The organism is Arthrobacter sp. NPDC058127 (genome assembly GCF_042884555.1).
Taxonomy (GTDB): Bacteria; Actinomycetota; Actinomycetes; order Actinomycetales; family Micrococcaceae; genus Arthrobacter.
This window is the reverse complement of record NZ_JBHVTT010000007.1, coordinates 78,961-96,835: the sequence shown is the minus strand read 5'-3', so window position 1 is coordinate 96,835 and position 17,875 is coordinate 78,961. Positions and strand designations below refer to the sequence as shown.

Sequence of the window (17,875 nt, the reverse complement as noted above, 5' to 3'; positions counted from 1 at the left end):
CTCTTGATTGTTCGATGTTTAGGCAATACCCGTGGTGCCCAGGAGGCTTCCGATCGCGAACGTCGCGGCCAGTGCGAGGGCGCCTCCCACGACGACGCGGCTCGAGGCCCTGAGCCTGGAGCCGCCGCCGATCCACGCGCCGACCCATCCGGTAAGGAAGAGGGCGATGAGGACCGTCGCGAATGTCAGCGGGACACGGACCGCTGCGGGGGCCAGGAGGATCGAGAGTATCGGGAGGATCGAGCCAAGCAGGAACGAGACCGCCGACGCGATGGCGGCATGCCACGGACTCACGATCTCGTCAGGGTCGATTCCAAGTTCGATGTCGAGGTGTGCGCGCAGCGGATCCGTCTCCGTAAGCTCCCGGGCGACCCTCGATGCTGTCTCCTGGGACAGCCCCTTCGACAGGTACATCCCCACGAGCTCAGCGAATTCCTCCTCCGGCTGCTCACGCAGCTCCCGGGTCTCCTTCTCGATGAGTTGCTTCTGGCTGTCGCTCTGACTGCTGACCGAGACGTACTCACCGAGGGCCATCGAAATGGCGCCGCCCACGACGGCGGCCATACCCGCAGCGAGGATGGGACCAGTCTCCGTTGTAAGGCCTGCGACGCCGACGACGACCGCGGCAACTGAGACGATGCCGTCATTGGCACCGAGTATGCCGGCCCGGAGCCAGTTCAGTTTTGCCGCAAGGCCTGTTCCCTGAGGCTCGTGATGCAAGATGACAGTTTCAATGCTCATGTTCTTAGTTCTCCGTTCTCGGATGAATATCGTGATGGTCGCGATCCGACTCTTCGCATTTGGCTATTGCCGTTCCTCTCGGGGGCCGGCTGTCGGGGATGGGGTCTAGCGGAAGGCGGGACGGTGAGTCACATCGTGGGCTCCTGGGTCTGGATCAGCAGTGCGCGCGACTCGGTCCATCGATGGCACCTGACCTCGTGGCCAGGGGCGACTTCGAGCAGCGCCGGCATCTCTGTGCGGCACTGCTCGGTGGCGAGCGGGCACCGGGAGTTGAACCGGCATCCTGCCGGTGGGTTGATCGGCGATGGAGGCTCCCCGGCCGCCACTAGCTGCTCCGGATGTTTCTCGTCGGTAGCCAGTGCCGCGGAGAGCAGTGCGATGGTGTAGGGGTGCAGCGATCCTTGGAACAGGTCCTCCCTGTCCGCCGTCTCCACGATCTGGCCGAGGTACATCACCGCGACGCGATCGCTGACGTACTGGACCACCCGCAAGTCGTGGGAGATCACGACCATCGTCAACCGGTGGTCCTTGCGCAGCCGAGCGAGGAGGTTGAGCACCTTGGCCTGGACGGACGCGTCCAGGGCCGACGTCGGCTCATCGCAGATCAGGAGCTTGGGGTTCGTGAGGAGCGCACGCGCGATGACAACGCGCTGGAGCTGGCCGCCGGAGCAACCGCCCGGGTACCGGTCCAGGTAAGAAGCATCGAGCCCGACCTCCGCGAGCGCCGCCACGACCCGCGCCCGCCGGTCGGCCCTCGTGCCTATCCCGTGGGTACGCAGGACCGCAGCGAGGCCCACGCCTATGGTCATGCACGGATCCATCGCGGCGTGGGGATCCTGGAAGACCAGCTGTGCCTTGGCTCGAAGGCTTTTGAGAAGGGCCCTGCCCCCTCGGGAGACGTCCTGGCCATCGATGCTCACGGTTCCCGAGTCAGGTGGGAGCAATCGAAGAATCACCCGTGCCAGGGTGCTCTTGCCCGAACCCGATTCCCCGACCAGGCCAAGCACCTCGCCGGCGCGCACCCGCAGGCTGATCCCGTCGACCGAACGGACGGACTCGGGGCTGCCGACCAGTTTTTTCCGGGCGAGACGGAAGTGCTTGACCACGTTGTCCAGCGCCACCATGTCGACGGCGAGTGGCTGAGCCGTGTCCTTGACCGGTGCGGTGCGGAGCATGCTCATCTCGCCTTCCTCGTCTCGATCGTCGCCCAGCAACGTGAGCTGTGCTCGGCCCTGCCGCACCCTGCGAGCTCGGGCTCCTCGCTCTCGCACTTCTGCTCAAGGTGCTCGGCCGTGCAGACGGGGCACCGCGCTCGGAACCTGCATCCGTGCGATACCGCCCGGGCAGCGTTCGCGTCGCCCGGGATCGTGTACAAGGACCCGTCTGCCTCCGGCTTGAGCATCGCGCACTTGACGAGTGCCTTGGTGTACGGGTGCTGCGGGGAATGGAGGATCTCCCGGGTCGTACCCTCCTCGACGATGCGGCCGGCATACATCACCGCGATGCGGTCCGCGATGGAGGAGACGACTCCGAGGTCGTGGGAGACGAAGAGCGCCGACATGCCCAGCTTCGCCCGCTTCGCCGCGATGAGCTGCAGGATCTGGACCTCCACGGTGACGTCCAGCGCCGTCGTTGGCTCGTCGGCGATCAGGACGTCGGGCTGTCCCGCGAGGGCCATGGCGATCATGACGCGCTGCGCGATGCCGCCGGAAAGCTGGTGGGCGTACGAGTGCGCGCGCCGCTCCGGCTCGGCGATGCCGACGTCGGCGAGGAGCTCGATGACTCGGGCGTGCGCCTGCGACCGGCTCAGACCAAGGCACAGGCGTAGCGGTTCGGCGACCTGGGCGCCCACGGTGGCGGTGGGGTCGAGCATCCGCTTGGGCTGCTGGAACAGCATGCTGATCCGGGCGCCCCGGATGTGGTTCATCTCGTGCTCGCTGGCGTGGAGCACGTCGATGTCCCCCAGACTGATGGCGTCGGCGCGCATGCGCGCCCCGGGTGGCAGCAAGCGCATCAATGACATCGCGGTCATGCTCTTCCCGGATCCGGATTCGCCCACGAGGGCCACGATCTCGCCCGGGCCTACCGTGAGCGAGACCCGGTCCAGGATCGGCGGCGAGCCGGGCGGGCCGAGCTCGACCGTGAGCCCGCTGATTGTAAGGGTGTCAGTCATTGCTTCCTCCTGGAGCTTTCGGTGCGCCCCCGGCAGCAGGCACACTCAATTCGGCGTCGGCGCCGAACGGGCTTTGCAGGGGTTCCGCGGCCTCCGCATAGTGTCTGTGCAGCGTGTTCAGGGCTGTTCCTAGGTGAGACTCGAGTTCCTCGACCAACCGGGTCCGGTCTCCTGCGACCAAGTAGTCAAAGATCCGCTGGTGCTCCTCGAGGTAGTCGGCCCGCCCCTCGAAGCTGCCGACGAGCATGTTCAGGCCGAGCCGGGACTCCCCCAAGAGCGACGCGTACATGCGCGACAGGCGGGGACTTCGGGCGGCGCCCACGATGAGTTCGTGGAAGCGCAGGTCGGCCGCGACCACGTCCCGCCATTCCTGTTGCCGGGTAGCGACTGCCATCTGGCCAAGCGAATGTTCCAGGGCCGCGATATCGGCGGCGGCCAGGCCCCGCTCGGTGATCCTCACCATCGATGCCCGCTCGATGGCCGCGCGGGAGAAGTAGATGTCGTCGAGGTCCTCGTAGGTCAGCTGCGGCACGAAGACGCCGCGGTGCGGCTCGCTCACCAGCAGCCCCTCCTGGACGAGTCGCTGGATTCCTTCCCGCACCGGAGCGCGGCTCGTCGCAAAGTACGCCGCGAGCTCCTGCTCGTTCAGCTGCATGCCCGGCGGGTAGGTCCCGTCGACGATCCGACGTCGCATTTGGGAGGCGACCACTGACGAGAGGGTCCGCTTGGGTACCTCGGATTTTCCATTTTGACGCCCGTAGCTCGCTGTCATCGTCGTTCCTGCCCTTCGCGTGTTTTTGAAAGCGGATTCATGTCAGCCTCGCCCCTGTCGCCTCGGTCGGACATTGATGCCCCTGCCCGTCAGCGTCACTGCGAGAGCGGTGAGGAAAATCGCCAGGCCAGGGTAGATGACCAGCCCCGCGGCGCGTGACATGTAGGGCAGCCCATCGGCCAGCATCGAGCCCCAGTCGGAGTCCGGCGGCGCGACGCCAAGACCGAGGAAGGACAGCGCACCCACCGTGATGAGCGTGTGCCCGAAGCGCACCGAGGCATGGGCCAGGAGAGGGCTGAACGCGTTCGGGAGGAGATGGCGCAGGATGATGAAGGTCCGCGAAAAGCCTAGGCTCTCGGCCGCCTCAATGAAGTCGCGCGAGTTGATCTCCAGCGTCAAGGCGCGTGCCAGGCGGGCGAACGGGGTCCACCCGGCGACGGCCAGCGCCAGGATCAGCGTGCCGTACCCGGCGCCGAGGATCGACACCAGGAACATCGCGACGATCATCTCGGGGAAGGCCAGCAGGACGTCCGAGACGCGCATGACAAACTCGTCGAGCGCTCCCTTGCTCCGGGCGCACACGATTCCCAGGAGGGTGCCGAACACGGCGGAGATGGTCAGGGTGATGGCCGCTATGGTGACTGAGAACCGGCCGCCCCACATGAGCCGGCTCAGCACATCGCGCCCGAGCTGGTCAGTGCCGAGCCAGTGGGCGCCGCTGGGCGGCGCCAGCCTATTGGACAGGTCCTGGAGTGCGGGGTCGAACGGGGCGCTCCACGGCGTGGCGAGGAGCACGAGGACCACGGCGAGGACGCCGAACAGGCCCACGCGAAGGCTCCACGGCCAGACCCGAAGGCGCCGCAAGCCGCGGATGCGCGGGGCGCCAGGCGAAGGCACGGGGTCAAGAACGCCATCCAGTGCCCCGGATGCAGTGTTATCAACTGCAGGGTTTTCAACTGCAGGGTTTTCAACTGCAGGGTTATCAACGCGAGACATTCGAGGACCTCACAGTCGGGTTAATGAGCGCGTAGAGCAGATCGGTCAGCGTGGTGATCAGGACCGTGAGTGCGACGATGCAGACGATTCCAGCCTGGATGACCGGGACGTCGCCGTCGGTCACGGCCTGATACAGGAGCCTCCCCATTCCGGGGACCGCGAAGATGACCTCGATGACGACCGAGCCGCCCAGCAGTCCGGCAAGCCAGATGGAGAACAGCGTCACCACTGGCAGGAGGCCGTTGCGCAGCCCGTGCCTGAGCATCGCTTGGGCGAAGCTCAGTCCCCGGCTACGCGCGGCTGTGAGGTGGGGTGACTCCAGGACGTCCACCATCGATGCCCGGGTCACCTGGGTGAAGTAGCTCAGCGGGCGGAGCGAGAGGGTCACAGCGGGGAGGATCATCGACGCCGGTCCGGTCCATCCGGCGGAGGGCAGGATCCCGAGCTTGAGGGCGAACACCAGGACAAGCACCGGGGCCACCCAGTACTCGGGGAGCGCGACGAAGCCCTGGGTGACCGTCGTGATGGCGATGTCGGAGGCCTTTCCGCGCCTGATCGCGGCCAGTGACCCGAGGGGAAGGGCCGCCACCAAGGCGATGAACAGTGCCGCGACGGCCAGGGAGGTCGTCACCGCAAGGGCGCTGCCCACCAGGTCGGAGACCTGGGTGCGGCTCGTGTACGACAGACCCAAGTCGCCATGGAGGGCATTCTGCACCCAGTTCCAGTACTGCTCGATCACGGGCTTGTCGAGGCCATAGCGGACTCGGGCGGCCTCCACCGCCGAGGGGTCCAGGTTCAGCTCCCCCGTCCGGGCCTGGAGGATCTTCCGGGCCGGGTCCCCGGGGGTCAAGTAGGGGATCAGGAACACGAGGAACGACACCGAGGCCAGCGTGCCGAGGAGGACGACGAAGCGTCTCAGCAAGAAGATCACCTTGCTCTCCTTTCGTTCAGCCGCCGACTGTGAGCGTCGGGGTGATGGCGTCCCTGGCCAACGGGTCAATGTGGAAGTTCTTCACATTGGCGCGCGCCACAGCGGTGCTCTGCTCGTGCACGAGGAAGACCGTGACCGCGTCGTCCTGAAGCTTCTGGGCGATCTGGGCGTAGATGGCGTCCCGGTCCTGTACCTCTGGTTTGCTGCCGGCGTCGGCGATGAGCTTGTCCAGCTCCGGGCTGCAGTAGTGGCTGATGTTGAAGGAGCCCTTGCAGGTGTAATCGGATGAGAGGAACCCGAGCGGGTCGGGGATGTCGATGAGGTGGTTCCGCGACAGCAGCGCCATGTCGTACTTCCCCGAGAGGAGGCTGGGCTCAATGGCAGCGTAGTCGGCGATCCGCACCTTTACGGTCACGCCGATCTTGGCCAGGTCGGACTGGATCACCGTCGCGAGGTCGGGGAACTCGGGGTGCTCGGTATAGCCGAGCAGTTCGAGGCTGAGCTTGCCGGGGTCGACCCCGGCGGACTTCAGCAGGGCCTTGGCCTGGTCCAGGTTCTGCTTCGCCGCTCGGTCCTTGGGCGACCACGGCTCGTTCGGAGCGAAGGGACCGATTGCGGGCTGTGCAGTGCCGTCGTACACCTGGGAAGCGATTGCCGAGGTGTCCATGGCGAGCTGGATGGCGCGGCGGACGTCTGGGTTATTGAATGGCGCCTTGGATGTGTTGAGATACAGCCCGTTGGTTTTGGGGGCGCCTGTCTGGGTCACGACGACGTTCTTGTCGCCTTTGAGGTCCGCCAGGCTCGAGGCCGGAATGCCCAGGGCGATGTCGGCCTCGCCGGTCCTCACCTGGGTAGCCCGCGTCGCTCCGTCCGGCACGAACTTTGCCTCAACGCTGCTCAGGGCTGGCTTCGCGCCCCAATATTGGTCGTTGCGGACGAGCTTCATCGACTGCCCCGGGGTGTAGGCCGTCGCCTTGAACGGGCCGGTGCAGGCGCCGATCGGGTCGACGCTGTTGGCCTTGAATGCCTCCGGTGCAAGAATGCCGGTGTTCACGCTGGCCAGATTGAACGGGATCAGGGCGTTGGGTTTCGGCGAAGTCACGCGCACGGTGCTGGAGTCGAGTGCTTTGACGTCGCTGACGACGCTGGGCTTGAATGACCGGGCAGGGGTCTCGACGTGGAGTGCACGCGAGAGCGCGCCCGCGACGTTCGCCGCCGTCAGTTTCGTGCCGTTCTGGAAGGTGACGCCGTCCCTGATAGTGAAGTCCCACGTCGTCGGCGTCGTCTGTTTCCACGCCGTGGCGAGTGAGGGCTGCAGCTTGCCGGTGCCCTCGTCGTAGCGCACGAGGGTCTCAAGGCAGCCGATCTGGCTGAGGATGAAGGCGTCGTCGGTCTCCAGGGCGAAGTTCGCCCTTGGCGTGAACTGCATGTCGATGATGGCGTTCCCGCTTCCGGTGGCGGCGCCGTTGCCGCTTCCACCGGAGAACGAGCATGCGCTGATGGTGAGCGCAAGGGTGGCGCCTGATGCGCCGAGGAGGACTGCTTTGCTTCTTCGCATGATGCAAACTGCCTTTAGTCAGGGGATGCGGTGGAGTTGGTCCAAGAAGTGATGCGAAACACACATTGAAGTGGTGCGGAACACATTTCCATCGAAATAGTCGATTGTCAACGATTTTTTGCTCTTGGATTGTCGACAACCTCGGGACGGGCGGCTTCCCAGCTCGCCCCATCCCGCTACTAGGCGGCGCTGGCATCCTTCGGAGAGATCCCGAACTCCCTCTACAATTAGCGGAAATCGAAGCCTCGACCTAGTTTTTGCCCCGCCTGGACGTTGTCGCGAAGAGCGTCGGCAACGCTTGTCGACAATGCACCGCCTCCGTCGAAACTGCCGGCTCCATAGGTCTAGTAATTGTCAACAATCGACGATAGACTGCTAAAGTTCCTTATCTCGCGCCGGACCAGAAAGGCAGATAAAGATGCGACAAAGCGGTCGTGCGTCCAGTCAGGTGTCTCTGTGGACATCCCTCCAGCGCGGAGACATCGTCACGCTTCTCCGGCGCGGTATGCAGTGCCACAGGGGCACTATTGACGAACGAACCGAAGATGGCCGAATGATCTGGGTGACCGATGCCATCGGTGACCGTCGACTCTTCCACATAGAGGACGACTACGAGTTGCTCATCATGGCGTTGTCCACACCTGCCCAGGAGGCTGTGGCCGCAGCGGGACATGACGGCCATCCCGGATCCTTCAACTGGGAGGTCTGATGGGCAGCCTCGTCATACAGTGCTAAAGACCCCTTGCCTGGAAGGGGAACTCATCGTGTCAGCACCATCCGTTGAGCCAGCAAGCCTTCCGTGGGCGGCCCGCGCCAAAAGCCTTGTCGGCTCCATCATCGATTCAAGTACGTCACTGCTGCAGGAGCAGACCCACGATATTGTCAGCTTCGCCATGCGGCGTTTTCCGTGGCAGGACAGTTTGGCAACGCATTGCGTCTATGCTTTGCCTCGCAAACCCCTGAGCGGTCGGAACTCGGCGTTACCCGACTCGCCAAAACACTCGAAATGCGGAAGATCAGAACGTCGCGGCGTCAATGACAAAGCGGTACCGCACCGCACTGTCAATGACTCGGTCAAAAGCCTCGGCTATTTTGCCGGCTGGAATCACCTCCACCTCGGCGCCGAGCCCATGGGCGGCGCAGAAGTCCAGCATTTCCTGCGTCTGCCTGATGCCGCCCATCTTTGAACCGGCCAGATTGCGTCTGAAACTGGCCAGTGACCAGGCCCGTTGTGTTAGGGGTTTCGAGGGCAGCCCCACGATGACCAGGGTCCCGTCCAAGGCGAGCAAGGAAAGGTACTGATCGATGTCGATGTCCGCGGAGACGGTATTGATGATTAGATCGAAATAGCCTTGGTGGCGCGCGAAAGTGGCGGGATCCGACGTCGCGTGGCAGGCCGCCGCCCCGAAACGGAGCGCGTCCTCCTGCTTCCTGAGCGATTGGCTGAGCACCGTCACCTGCGCCCCGAGCGCTGTTGCGATCTTGACGCCCATGTGGCCGAGCCCGCCCATGCCGATAATGGCCACCCGCTTTCCCGGGCCTGCACCCCAATTGCGGAGGGGCGAGTACATGGTTATCCCGGCGCATAGTAGTGGTGCGGCTGTTTCGAGCGAAATGCCCTCGGGAATCCGCAGAACGTAATTCTCGTCCACAACAATGCTGTTGCTGTAGCCGCCTGCGGTGGGCCGGCCGTCCCGGCCCACCGAGTTGTAGGTACTCGTCGATCCCGACAGGCAGTGCTGCTCCTCGCCTGCGAGGCAGTTGACGCAGTTCCGGCATGAATCCACGAAACAGCCCACACCTACCCGGTCGCCCACGGCATGGCGCGTCACTTTGGCTCCGACAGCTTCAACAATTCCGGAGATCTCGTGTCCTACAACGATCGGGAAGTTGACGCTTGCCCAGTCGCCTCGCGCAGTGTGGATGTCGGAATGACAGATGCCGCTGAACTTGATGGCAATTTTGATGTCGAACTCACCTGGATCGCGGCGTTCAATGATGCCGGGCTGCAGTGCGGACGTAGCCGAATTGGCGATATACGCGTTGGCAATAGTGGGCATGTTGCGGCTCCTTAGACGCCTTCTGGATCAGGAAACAGGGACAAATCCGAGGGTCTTGTCCACCACGTTCAACAACGGTTCGCTTTTGACGAACCGTCCCAGATTCTCCAAGAACAGCTTGCTGAGGTCATCGAGATAGTTTTCAGCGTCACCGCTCATGTGAGGGGTGATGATGACGTTCTCCATGCTCCAAAGCGCGTGTCCCCCAGGTAACGGCTCCGGGTGCACGACGTCGAGGGCGGCACCGGCGATCGAGCCCGATGCCAGTGCTTCAGTCAGGGCGCCGGTGTGAACAAGTTCGGCGCGGCCGACGTTGATCAGGTGCGCCGACGTTTTCATGGACGCAAGCACGTCGACGTTCATCAGTCCCCTGGTCTCCGCGGTCAGCGGAGCGGCGAGCACAACATAGTCGTAGTCATGGACGATGCCGGGCAGGTCTTGGGAAGAGTAGATCCAGTCGAAATCATCGTCCCCGGGACGACTTGTGCGTCCGGCACCGCTGACCTCCATGCCCACGGCACGGAACAGGCGTGCGATTTCACGTCCGATCGATCCGATGCCCACCACCAGCGCATTTTTGCCATGGATCTTTTGCGTGGTTCTGTGCTGCCAGCGTTGTTGCTGCTGGAGCCGGAACGAACCCTGCGCATCCTTGGCCAAATCCAAAACGAACCCGAGCGCAAATTCGGCAATGGCCCTGCTGAGCACACCCCGGGAGTTCGTGTAGACAACGCCGCTTTGGACCAACTCCTCGAAAAGCAGCTGGCTGACGCCTGCCGCCGAGGCATGAACCCACTTCAGCGACGAGGCTGCGGCCCAGTTCTCCTTCAAGGCAGGTGAGAACGAGTGCCACTGGTACAACACGTCCGCGCCGTCCAACGCCTTAGCAAGCCCATCGGCCTTGCTAAGGCGGACATCCGCCAGCTCCTCGATCTCCTGCAGCCGGGGCGGCAAAGCCTCCCGGTACAGGACCGCGACGACGGGCCGCTTGCGTTCCGTAGCTGTCATGACGACGCCGTTGCTGCCGGCGGCGTGTTTCCCGTCGTGGCGTCCACCGCCCCAACGGCGTCGATGACGTCAATGGCGGCCAGGACGGCGGCGGTGAATTCGGAGGTCGAGGACGGTCCTCCGACATCGCGGGTACCCAGGCCGTCCCGTAGGACGGACTCGAAGGCCAATTGGAGGTGCTCGGCAGCTTCCGGGTACCCGAGGTGTTGGAGCATCATTGCTCCGGACCACATCTGGCCTACCGGATTGGCCAGGCCTTTGCCTGCAATGTCCGGCGCTGATCCGTGGACAGGTTCGAAGAGGGACGGGAAGTCACCTTCGGGATTGAGGTTGGCACTCGGGGCTACACCGATGGAGCCGGTGACGGAACTGCCAAGGTCTGAGAGAATGTCGCCAAGCAGGTTGGAGGCAACAATGACATCGAAGGTCCAGGGTTTCAGGACCAGATGCGCGGACAACGCGTCGACAAGTTCACTGGTGAGCGTCACGTCGGGGTAGAGGCGGGTTGTCTCTTCCACCACTTCGTCCCAGAACGGCATGGTGTGGATGATGCCGTTGCTCTTGGTTGCCGAGGTCAGTCGGCCCTTCCGGGAGGATGCGAGCGATGCGGCGTAGTGCGCTGCCCGCGACACTCCCAGCCGGGTGAAAATGGTTTCCTGGACCGCGGTTTCATGCGGCAGCCCGCGATAGGCGCGGCCGCCGACCTCCGAGTACTCCCCCTCGTTGTTTTCACGCACGATGAGGATATCGATCGGTTCCTTGGACGCGAGGGGCGACTTCACGCCGTCGAGCGTTTTCACTGGACGGAGGTTGATGTATTGCTGGAATTCGCGGCGGATGGGGATCAACAGCCCCCAGAGGGATTCAGCGTCCGGGACGGACGGCGAGCCCACAGCGCCCAGGAAGATCGCTTCGTGCGCTGACAGCTGTTCGAGCCCGTCAAGCGGCATCATGCGCCCGTGCTCGGCGTAGTAGTCCGATCCCCAGTCGAAATAGGTGAACTCAAGGTGCAACGAGTGGAGTCCGGCGATGCGTTCAAGGCATTCGATGGCCGCCGGGACAACTTCCTTGCCGATGCCGTCGCCCGCGATCACCGCGATTTTGTGGGTGGTCATGATGCATTCCGTTCTGCGGTCGTCAACTGCTGCCACCCGGTGGCTGGCTCGGCCAGTTTGATGATGGTGCTTTTGGGTTCGGTCATTTCACGGACGGCGTGCTTGACGCCTTCACGCCCAACACCGGATTTCTTGAACCCGCCGAAGGGCATGGAATCGATCCGGACGTCGCTGGTCTCATTGATCACCACTGCCCCCACATCCAGCTTCTCGGCAATCGCCAAAGCCAGATCGATGGATTCCGTGAAAACTCCAGCCTGGAGCCCGTACTCGGAATCGTTGGCCGCGCGGATGGCGTCGGAGGCTTGGATAAACGGCATGATGCTGACCACCGGGCCGAACACTTCCTCGCGGATGACCCGGCAGTCCGCCGGCACGTCGGTGAGAACAGTTGGCTCGTAGAAGGCGTTGCTGCGCTGCCCGCCCACCTGGACGGTGGCGCCCGCAGCTTTGGCCTCGTCCACCCATTCCTCCACCCGGCGTGCCTCCGTTTCGGTGATGAGGGGGCCGATGTCCGTGCTGCGATCGAACTTCGCCCCGAAGCGGAGCGCCTTGGTCCCGGTGATCACGTGTTCGAGGACCTCGTCGAACAGCGAAATGTGGACGTAGACGCGCTGGACCGAAAGGCAGTTCTGGCCGGCCACTCCGAACGCGCCGGCAACGATTGCCTCAGCGGCTTTCGCTGGTTCAGCGTCGGCGCAGACGATCGTGGCGTTGTTGCCGCCCAGTTCCGAGAGGATCTTCTTGGCACCTGCGGCGGCAGCGATGCGGTCCGCCGTCTTTGGGCCGCCGGTGAAGGAAATGAGGTCTACCTGCGGGTCCGTCACGATCGCCTCGGAGACTCCGGGTCCGGCGACAATCGCAGCGATGCGTCCGGTAGGGACACCGGCTTCCAGCAGCAGCTGGACGAAGGCCAGCCCGGTCAACGGCGTTCGGCCTGAGGGCTTGAGCACGACGCCGTTGCCTCCGATGAGCGCCGGCCCCAGCTTGTGTGCCACGAGATTGAGCGGATCGTTAAAGGGCGTGATGGCGGCGACGATTCCCACCGGTTTGCGGTTGTACCATCCGATCTTGTTTGCTCTGGCCATGCTGTCCTCAAAAGCGAGGGTTTCTCCATTGAGTTCGCTGGACGCAGCAGCGGAGAGCCGCAACGTTTCGGTGCAGCGGCGCACCTCACGTTCGGCCTCGTTGATGGTCTTGCTGCTCTCTGCGGCAATGAGCTCCGCGAAGCGAACGGACTGCTCCGCCAGAAGCACGGCCGCACGTTCCAAAGCCTCGCGGCGGGCCCGGAGGGGCCATTCACTGTCCTGCAGGTGCCGATGAATGTAGGCTACGGCCCGCCGCACATCCTGTGGGGTCGAGGAACACACATTTCCCAAGAGGACACCGTCTTCGGGATCCCGGACCTCCAGGATCATCTCGGCTCTCTCCCAACGGCCTTCCAGGAATGCACCACCCGGTAGCGCGGCTATGCTTGCCCGCCTGTAGGCCGTTTCTTCTGCTGTTTTTGGGCGCGCTTCAGCGACGGTTGTTGACGAACTCATAGGAAACCTTCTCTTGCCTAACTGAATCGGTCGATAATCTTCGCGGCTCCGCCAATGAAGGGCAGGAACCACGGCGGGCCGAAGTGGCCGGGCACCGGCGGGTTCTTAAGGTCTTCCCACACGTTCGCCTGCTTGTCTCCGGCCATGTAATGGGCCATCTTCTTGCCCATGTGGGCGGCCATTTGCACGCCGTGGCCGCTGTAGCAGAGCGAATAGAACAGGCCATCGTGCACGCCGGCATGGACCATCTGGTCCATGGAGAGGTCCACCAAGCCGCCCCAGGTGTAGTCCACCTTCACGTTGGCAAGATACGGGAAGAGCTCAGTCATCGCCTTGTGCAGGATCTCGCCGCTCTTGACATCTGAATCCGGGCTGGACAGTGCAAATCGAGCACGTCCGCCGAAAAGGAGCCTGTTGTCCGGGGTGATCCGGAAGTAGTAAGTCAGCATCTTGCTGTCCGAGGCTTGGCGCCTGTGCGGAAGGATGCGGTTCACCACGTCATCCGGCAAGGGTTCGGTGACAATGATGAAGCTGCCCACCGGAATCACGCGGCGCTGCAGCCACGGTGTGACATTGCCTGTGTATCCGCTTGTGGCGACCAGAACCTGCTTGGCCCGTGTGATGCCACGGGTGGTGTGTACGTCATGGACCGTGCCGGAGACTTTCTTCAGCTCGGTGACGCCGGCGTTCTCGCAAATGTGGGCACCGGCAGCAGCGGCTGCACCGGCCAAGCCGTGCACGAACTTGCCTACGTGGAGGCCGGCCCCGAGCGGATCAAGCATTGCACCGTGATAGAAATCCGTACCGATTTCGCTGTGGATCTCCGACTCGGGAATGACCTTCACGTAGTAGTCGGCAAGTTTCGCCAATTGCTCCTGGGACTTCAGCATCCCCTCGTAGTGGGACTTGTGGAAGGCCAGCGAAAGCTTGCCGAAGCGCTTGTAGTCGCAGTCGATGCCGTTGTCGTGGACAAGCTTCTCGATGCTGTCGATCGCGTCGTTGTATTCGCGGAACATCTCCACGGCACGGGTACTCCCGTACCGCTTGACGGCTGTGTTGAAACTGATGGCCAAGCCGGTGGTTGCCATGCCCCCGTTACGTCCGGAGGCGCCCCAACCAACTGTGTGGCGCTCGAAGACAGCGACGCTGGCGCCTTGCTGGGCAAATTCAAGGGCTGCGGAGAGCCCCGTAAATCCGGCCCCGATGATCGCCACATCAACATTTTCCGGCACGGATGTTTGCCGGTAGTCGCCGGAAGGCTCGGCTGTGTCCAGCCAGTAAGGAACAAGTTTCACGGTGTGACCTTTCGCCTCGAAGTCGGTTTAGAGACCGAGGTGCTTGTTGAGCTCGTCCAGGGACTTAACAGTGAAGAGGTCGTAGCCCGTGGTGACGGGGTCATAACCACGGTCCAGCAGGAGGAGGTTCCGGAAGCCCAAGTCGTGCATTGGGTGCATGTCGTAGCGTGTGTGCGAGGAGACGTGCAGGAAGTCCTCCGGCTTGGCGTTCAGGGTGTCCAGCATGTACTCGAACGCCTGGTAGCGCGGCTTGTAGGCCTGGGCCTGCTCAGCGGTGTACACGGCGTGGAAGTCTGCACCGAGCTTCGGAATGCTGATGTCCAGGAAGCTGGTGTCCGCGTTGGAGAGGGCCACCAGCTTGTAATTGTCGCCCATGAGCTTCAGCGGGGCGGGCACGTCCTCGTGGGCAACCCAGCCGCGTACCGCCTCAGCGAACTCTGCGCCGGCACCTTCGGTCGGTCCAATGCCCCACCGCTTGCACACGCGGTCAAAGGAATCCTGCAGGATCTGCTCGTAAGGCTTGTAGTCGCCCAGGACCTCGTCGAACCGGTACCCACGGAACTGCTTCTTGAAGGTCGGCCACTGCTCTTCCGAGATGCGGCCATCCAGCAGGCGACGCGTGGTGGGGTCAATGTCGAAGTTGATGAGCGTGCCGTAGATATCAAAAGAGATGTACTTCGGCCGGAAATTGGTCTCTGCCATGTTCGGTTCCGTTCTTTGTCAGGAAATGGAAGCGGTTGCCGTCCCTGCGTATTGGAGGTTTCGGGAAGCGCGTGGTGGGCCGGGAACGGGTCCCCGCCAGGCTGGAAGATCCTGCCCGATGACTCGACTCTAGGCTTGCAAATTGTAAATTGTCAACAGTTTGAACGCGACCGGCCGGAACGATTCAGAACCGATCCGGCCTCCGAAAAAGTTTCTGTAAATTGTTGACAATCTACTGTTGAGGGGGTTGCATTGCATTAGATGGCGGAGAGATTCGGATCACACTTCTCTCCCCTCCCCGGTGACAACCACCAGCTGACTACCCCTTCGAAGGGAAGCATTATGAAGACTCGAACCAAAGCCCAAACTGCAGCCGCAGCACTGGCGGTGCTGCTTGCACTGACCGCCTGCGGGGGCACCGCCACAACCACCTCGACACCGGACAGCTCCAAGGCGTCAAGCACCGCTGATATTTCCCAGGGCGTCCAGCCCGACGCTACCGCTGTCAAGCTGCTGCCGCAGTCCTATAAGGACAAAGGTGAGCTGACGGTGGCGATGGACCTTCACTACCCGCCAACCACCTTCCTCTCCGATGACAACAAGACCCCGATCGGCCTGAACCCGGATATTGCCCGCCTGGTGGCCAAGAAGCTTGGGCTGAACCTGAAGTTCGAGAACACCGTGTTTGACACCATCATTCCCGGTATCGACGGTGGCCGCTACGACTTCACCGTCACTACCATGTCCCCCACAGCCGAGCGGTTGAAGGTCCTGGATATGATCAACTACTTCAAGGCCGGCAACTCAGTGGCCGTGAGTGCGGGCAATCCGCTGAAGCTCACGAATGAGAGCCTGTGCGGTAAGAACATTGCCGTCACGGCCGGTTCGACGGGCCAGCTCAAGCGCCTCCCCGCCCTCTCGGATCAAACTTGTACTTCCAAAGGACAGCCGGCCATTAACGCCGTCACGCTTCCCAACGTCCAGGAGGCGCTGACCCAGTTGGCGTCAAAGCGCATCGACGGCATCCTCTACGACACCACCTCCCTCGCGTGGGCCGCGAAGCAACAGCCTGGCGCTTTCACTGTCCTCACCCCCCAGATCAACGTCGGCTCGAGCGACGTTACAGCCATCGGCCTCAAGAAAGGTTCGGCGTTGACCCCCGCTCTCCAGGCTGCCGTCCAGTCGGTCCTGAACAGCCCGGAGTACAAACAGTCACTCTCGAACTGGGGCCTCGAATCGGGTGCCATCACGGATGCCAAGCTCAACTAGGAGGCGCGCTCCCATGGTGCAAATCATCAGTCGCGGAAGCGGGAACAAGATAGATGGGACCGACCCGGCGCTCAAGCCAAGGCTGCGGCGGCGGAGCGTCTTCGAATACGTGGCCTGGGTGGTGTGCAGCCTGATTGGCCTGGGCATCCTCGTTTCCGTGTCGACCAACCCCAACTTCAAGTGGGACGTGGTCGCCAAGTACTTCACTTATCAAACAATCATCAGTGGGCTAATGCTCACGATCTTCCTCACCGTCGCCAGCATGCTCCTGGGCACCCTTCTGGGCCTGGCGCTGGCGATCATGAGATCCTCCCGGATCAAGCCGATCGCGGCTACGGCAGGCGTCTACATCACGCTTTTCCGGGGTACGCCGGTCCTGGTCCAGCTGATCTTCTGGTTCAACATCGCCGCCCTCTATCCGAACCTGACCGTCGGCATTCCGTTCACTAACATCAGCACGGCGGTCGACATCAACGCCTTAATGGCACCGATCACGGCAGCCCTGATTGGCTTGAGCCTCAATCAAGCCGCGTACATGGCAGAAATCATTCGCGGCGGCTTCTCCGCCGTCGGCAAGGGCCAGATTGAAGCTGCCGACTCATTGGGAATGAGCGGCGCAACGAAAATGCGCAAGGTCATCATTCCCCAAGCCATGCCATCGATCATCCCTGCCACCGGCAACCAATTCATCGGCATGTTCAAGGAAACCTCACTTGTCAGCGTGCTCGGCGTCGCAGAGCTTTTGCAAAGCGCCCAACTCATCTACGCCCGCACGTACGAGACCATCCCGCTGCTGATCGTTGCCAGCCTGTGGTACCTCGTCATGACCCTCCTTCTGAGCTACCCGCAATCCCTGCTCGAGAAAAAATACTCCCGTACATCTTCCAGGCTTCCCCGGAACGCGAAGAAGGTTGTGCTGACAGAACCGGAAGGTGTTGCCCGATGAGTAACGACGGCACCATACACGCCCGCAGGATCCGAAAATCGTTCGGCTACAAAACAGTCCTGCAGAACATCGACCTGGACATCGCCTGCGGTGAGGTCTGTTGCATCATCGGCCCGTCGGGCTCCGGCAAATCAACGCTCCTGCGCTGCATCAACGGACTCGAGACCGTCGACTCCGGGGTCCTGAAGGTCAACGGTGAGGACTTTGGCTACTTCGAGACAGACACCGCCTACCACGCACTCAGTCCGAAGAAACTCGCCGAGCAGCGCACCAGGGTGGGCATGGTTTTCCAGCAGTTCAATCTCTTCCCCAACATGACGGCAAGGGAGAACGTCATGGCCGGCCCCGTGCTGGTCAAACACGGTGACAAGAAGCAGGCGGCCAAACGGGCCAACGAGCTGCTGGCCAGCGTCGGCCTGGGCGATTTCGGCGACCACTACCCGGCCCAGCTTTCCGGCGGACAGCAGCAGCGCGTCGCCATCGCACGGTCCCTGGCGATGGATCCGGAGATCATGCTCTTCGACGAACCCACCAGCGCCTTGGACCCCGAAAAAGTCGGCGAAGTCCTCACGGTCATGCAGGACCTCGCCAAAAAGGGCATGACCATGGTGGTCGTCACCCATGAAATGGGGTTCGCCCGCGAAGTCGCGGACTCGCTGATCTTCATGGACGAGGGCTTCGTCGTCGAACGCGGCGACGCCCGGGAGGTCCTTGCCAACCCCAAAGAACCCCGCACCCAGGCCTTCCTGAAGCAGGTGCTCTGAA

At 62.8% G+C, this 17,875-nt stretch carries 17 protein-coding genes and 1 pseudogene; 5 read left to right on the top strand and 13 right to left on the bottom strand.

Features of this window, described 5'->3' with window-relative positions; genetic code table 11:
• Positions 1-18 precede the first annotated feature (18 nt).
• From ACFVTG_RS12090 to ACFVTG_RS12060, 7 genes are all read right to left on the bottom strand, one after another.
• Complete coding sequence (locus tag ACFVTG_RS12090; protein WP_390280683.1) at positions 19-741, bottom strand: VIT family protein; 723 nt, start codon at positions 739-741, stop codon at positions 19-21.
• Positions 742-869: 128 nt separating this feature from the next.
• Positions 870-1,922: an ABC transporter ATP-binding protein gene (locus tag ACFVTG_RS12085; protein ID WP_390280681.1), complete on the bottom strand. Its 1,053-nt coding sequence runs from the start codon at positions 1,920-1,922 to the stop codon at positions 870-872.
• The gene (locus tag ACFVTG_RS12080) at positions 1,919-2,914 is read right to left on the bottom strand and encodes an ABC transporter ATP-binding protein (protein ID WP_390280679.1); all 996 of its coding nucleotides are present in this window, start codon (positions 2,912-2,914) and stop codon (positions 1,919-1,921) included. Before ACFVTG_RS12080 ends, ACFVTG_RS12085 begins: the two co-directional genes overlap by 4 nt.
• Positions 2,907-3,686 carry a GntR family transcriptional regulator gene (locus tag ACFVTG_RS12075; RefSeq protein ID WP_390280677.1) on the bottom strand — a complete coding sequence of 260 codons (780 nt, stop codon included), beginning with the start codon at positions 3,684-3,686 and terminating at the stop codon, positions 2,907-2,909. The genes ACFVTG_RS12080 and ACFVTG_RS12075 overlap by 8 nt, the downstream gene beginning before the upstream one ends.
• Positions 3,687-3,728: 42 nt before the next feature.
• Positions 3,729-4,682: an ABC transporter permease gene (locus tag ACFVTG_RS12070; RefSeq protein ID WP_390280675.1), complete on the bottom strand. Its 954-nt coding sequence runs from the start codon at positions 4,680-4,682 to the stop codon at positions 3,729-3,731.
• Positions 4,669-5,613, bottom strand: a complete 945-nt coding sequence (locus tag ACFVTG_RS12065) for an ABC transporter permease (protein ID WP_390280673.1) — start codon at positions 5,611-5,613, stop codon at positions 4,669-4,671. Before ACFVTG_RS12065 ends, ACFVTG_RS12070 begins: the two co-directional genes overlap by 14 nt.
• Positions 5,614-5,629: 16 nt before the next feature.
• Positions 5,630-7,171 (bottom strand): ABC transporter substrate-binding protein, encoded by a 1,542-nt coding sequence (locus tag ACFVTG_RS12060; protein ID WP_390280671.1) that lies wholly within the window; start codon positions 7,169-7,171, stop codon positions 5,630-5,632.
• A gap of 553 nt (positions 7,172-7,724) precedes the next feature.
• Here ACFVTG_RS12060 and ACFVTG_RS12055 point away from each other — a divergent pair.
• Both ACFVTG_RS12055 and ACFVTG_RS12050 read left to right on the top strand, forming a co-directional pair.
• A complete protein-coding gene (locus ACFVTG_RS12055) occupies positions 7,725-7,880 on the top strand; it encodes a hypothetical protein (protein WP_284755859.1) in 156 nt (51 codons plus the stop codon).
• Positions 7,881-7,932: 52 nt separating this feature from the next.
• Positions 7,933-8,067: pseudogene (locus ACFVTG_RS12050) on the top strand (PLP-dependent aminotransferase family protein); the annotation flags it as partial.
• 120 nt (positions 8,068-8,187) lie between these two features.
• On the opposite strand, the gene ACFVTG_RS12045 reads toward ACFVTG_RS12050, so the two are convergent.
• From ACFVTG_RS12045 to ACFVTG_RS12020, 6 genes are read right to left on the bottom strand one after another with little or no spacing between them, the layout of a single operon-like run.
• Complete coding sequence (locus ACFVTG_RS12045; protein WP_390280669.1) at positions 8,188-9,231, bottom strand: NAD(P)-dependent alcohol dehydrogenase; 1,044 nt, start codon at positions 9,229-9,231, stop codon at positions 8,188-8,190.
• 27 nt (positions 9,232-9,258) lie between these two features.
• Entirely contained in the window at positions 9,259-10,239 is a 981-nt protein-coding gene (locus tag ACFVTG_RS12040) for a D-2-hydroxyacid dehydrogenase (RefSeq protein ID WP_390280667.1), read from the bottom strand.
• On the bottom strand, positions 10,236-11,354 hold the full coding sequence (locus ACFVTG_RS12035) for a tartrate dehydrogenase (protein WP_284755855.1): 1,119 nt from the start codon (positions 11,352-11,354) through the stop codon (positions 10,236-10,238). Before ACFVTG_RS12035 ends, ACFVTG_RS12040 begins: the two co-directional genes overlap by 4 nt.
• Positions 11,351-12,898: an aldehyde dehydrogenase family protein gene (locus ACFVTG_RS12030; protein ID WP_390280665.1), complete on the bottom strand. Its 1,548-nt coding sequence runs from the start codon at positions 12,896-12,898 to the stop codon at positions 11,351-11,353. The genes ACFVTG_RS12035 and ACFVTG_RS12030 overlap by 4 nt, the downstream gene beginning before the upstream one ends.
• 17 nt (positions 12,899-12,915) lie before the next feature.
• Positions 12,916-14,193, bottom strand: coding sequence for an NAD(P)/FAD-dependent oxidoreductase (locus tag ACFVTG_RS12025; protein ID WP_390280663.1), 1,278 nt, complete (start codon positions 14,191-14,193; stop codon positions 12,916-12,918).
• A gap of 27 nt (positions 14,194-14,220) precedes the next feature.
• Positions 14,221-14,895, bottom strand: a complete 675-nt coding sequence (locus ACFVTG_RS12020; protein WP_390280661.1) for a haloacid dehalogenase type II — start codon at positions 14,893-14,895, stop codon at positions 14,221-14,223.
• Between the two features lie 342 nt (positions 14,896-15,237).
• Here ACFVTG_RS12020 and ACFVTG_RS12015 point away from each other — a divergent pair, with 342 nt between their 5' ends.
• From ACFVTG_RS12015 to ACFVTG_RS12005, 3 genes are read left to right on the top strand one after another with little or no spacing between them, the layout of a single operon-like run.
• Positions 15,238-16,164 (top strand): ABC transporter substrate-binding protein, encoded by a 927-nt coding sequence (locus tag ACFVTG_RS12015; RefSeq protein ID WP_390280659.1) that lies wholly within the window; start codon positions 15,238-15,240, stop codon positions 16,162-16,164.
• A gap of 13 nt (positions 16,165-16,177) precedes the next feature.
• Positions 16,178-17,110, top strand: coding sequence for an amino acid ABC transporter permease (locus ACFVTG_RS12010; protein WP_390280657.1), 933 nt, complete (start codon positions 16,178-16,180; stop codon positions 17,108-17,110).
• Positions 17,107-17,874 carry an amino acid ABC transporter ATP-binding protein gene (locus ACFVTG_RS12005; protein ID WP_390280655.1) on the top strand — a complete coding sequence of 256 codons (768 nt, stop codon included), beginning with the start codon at positions 17,107-17,109 and terminating at the stop codon, positions 17,872-17,874. Before ACFVTG_RS12010 ends, ACFVTG_RS12005 begins: the two co-directional genes overlap by 4 nt.
• Position 17,875 lies beyond the last annotated feature (1 nt).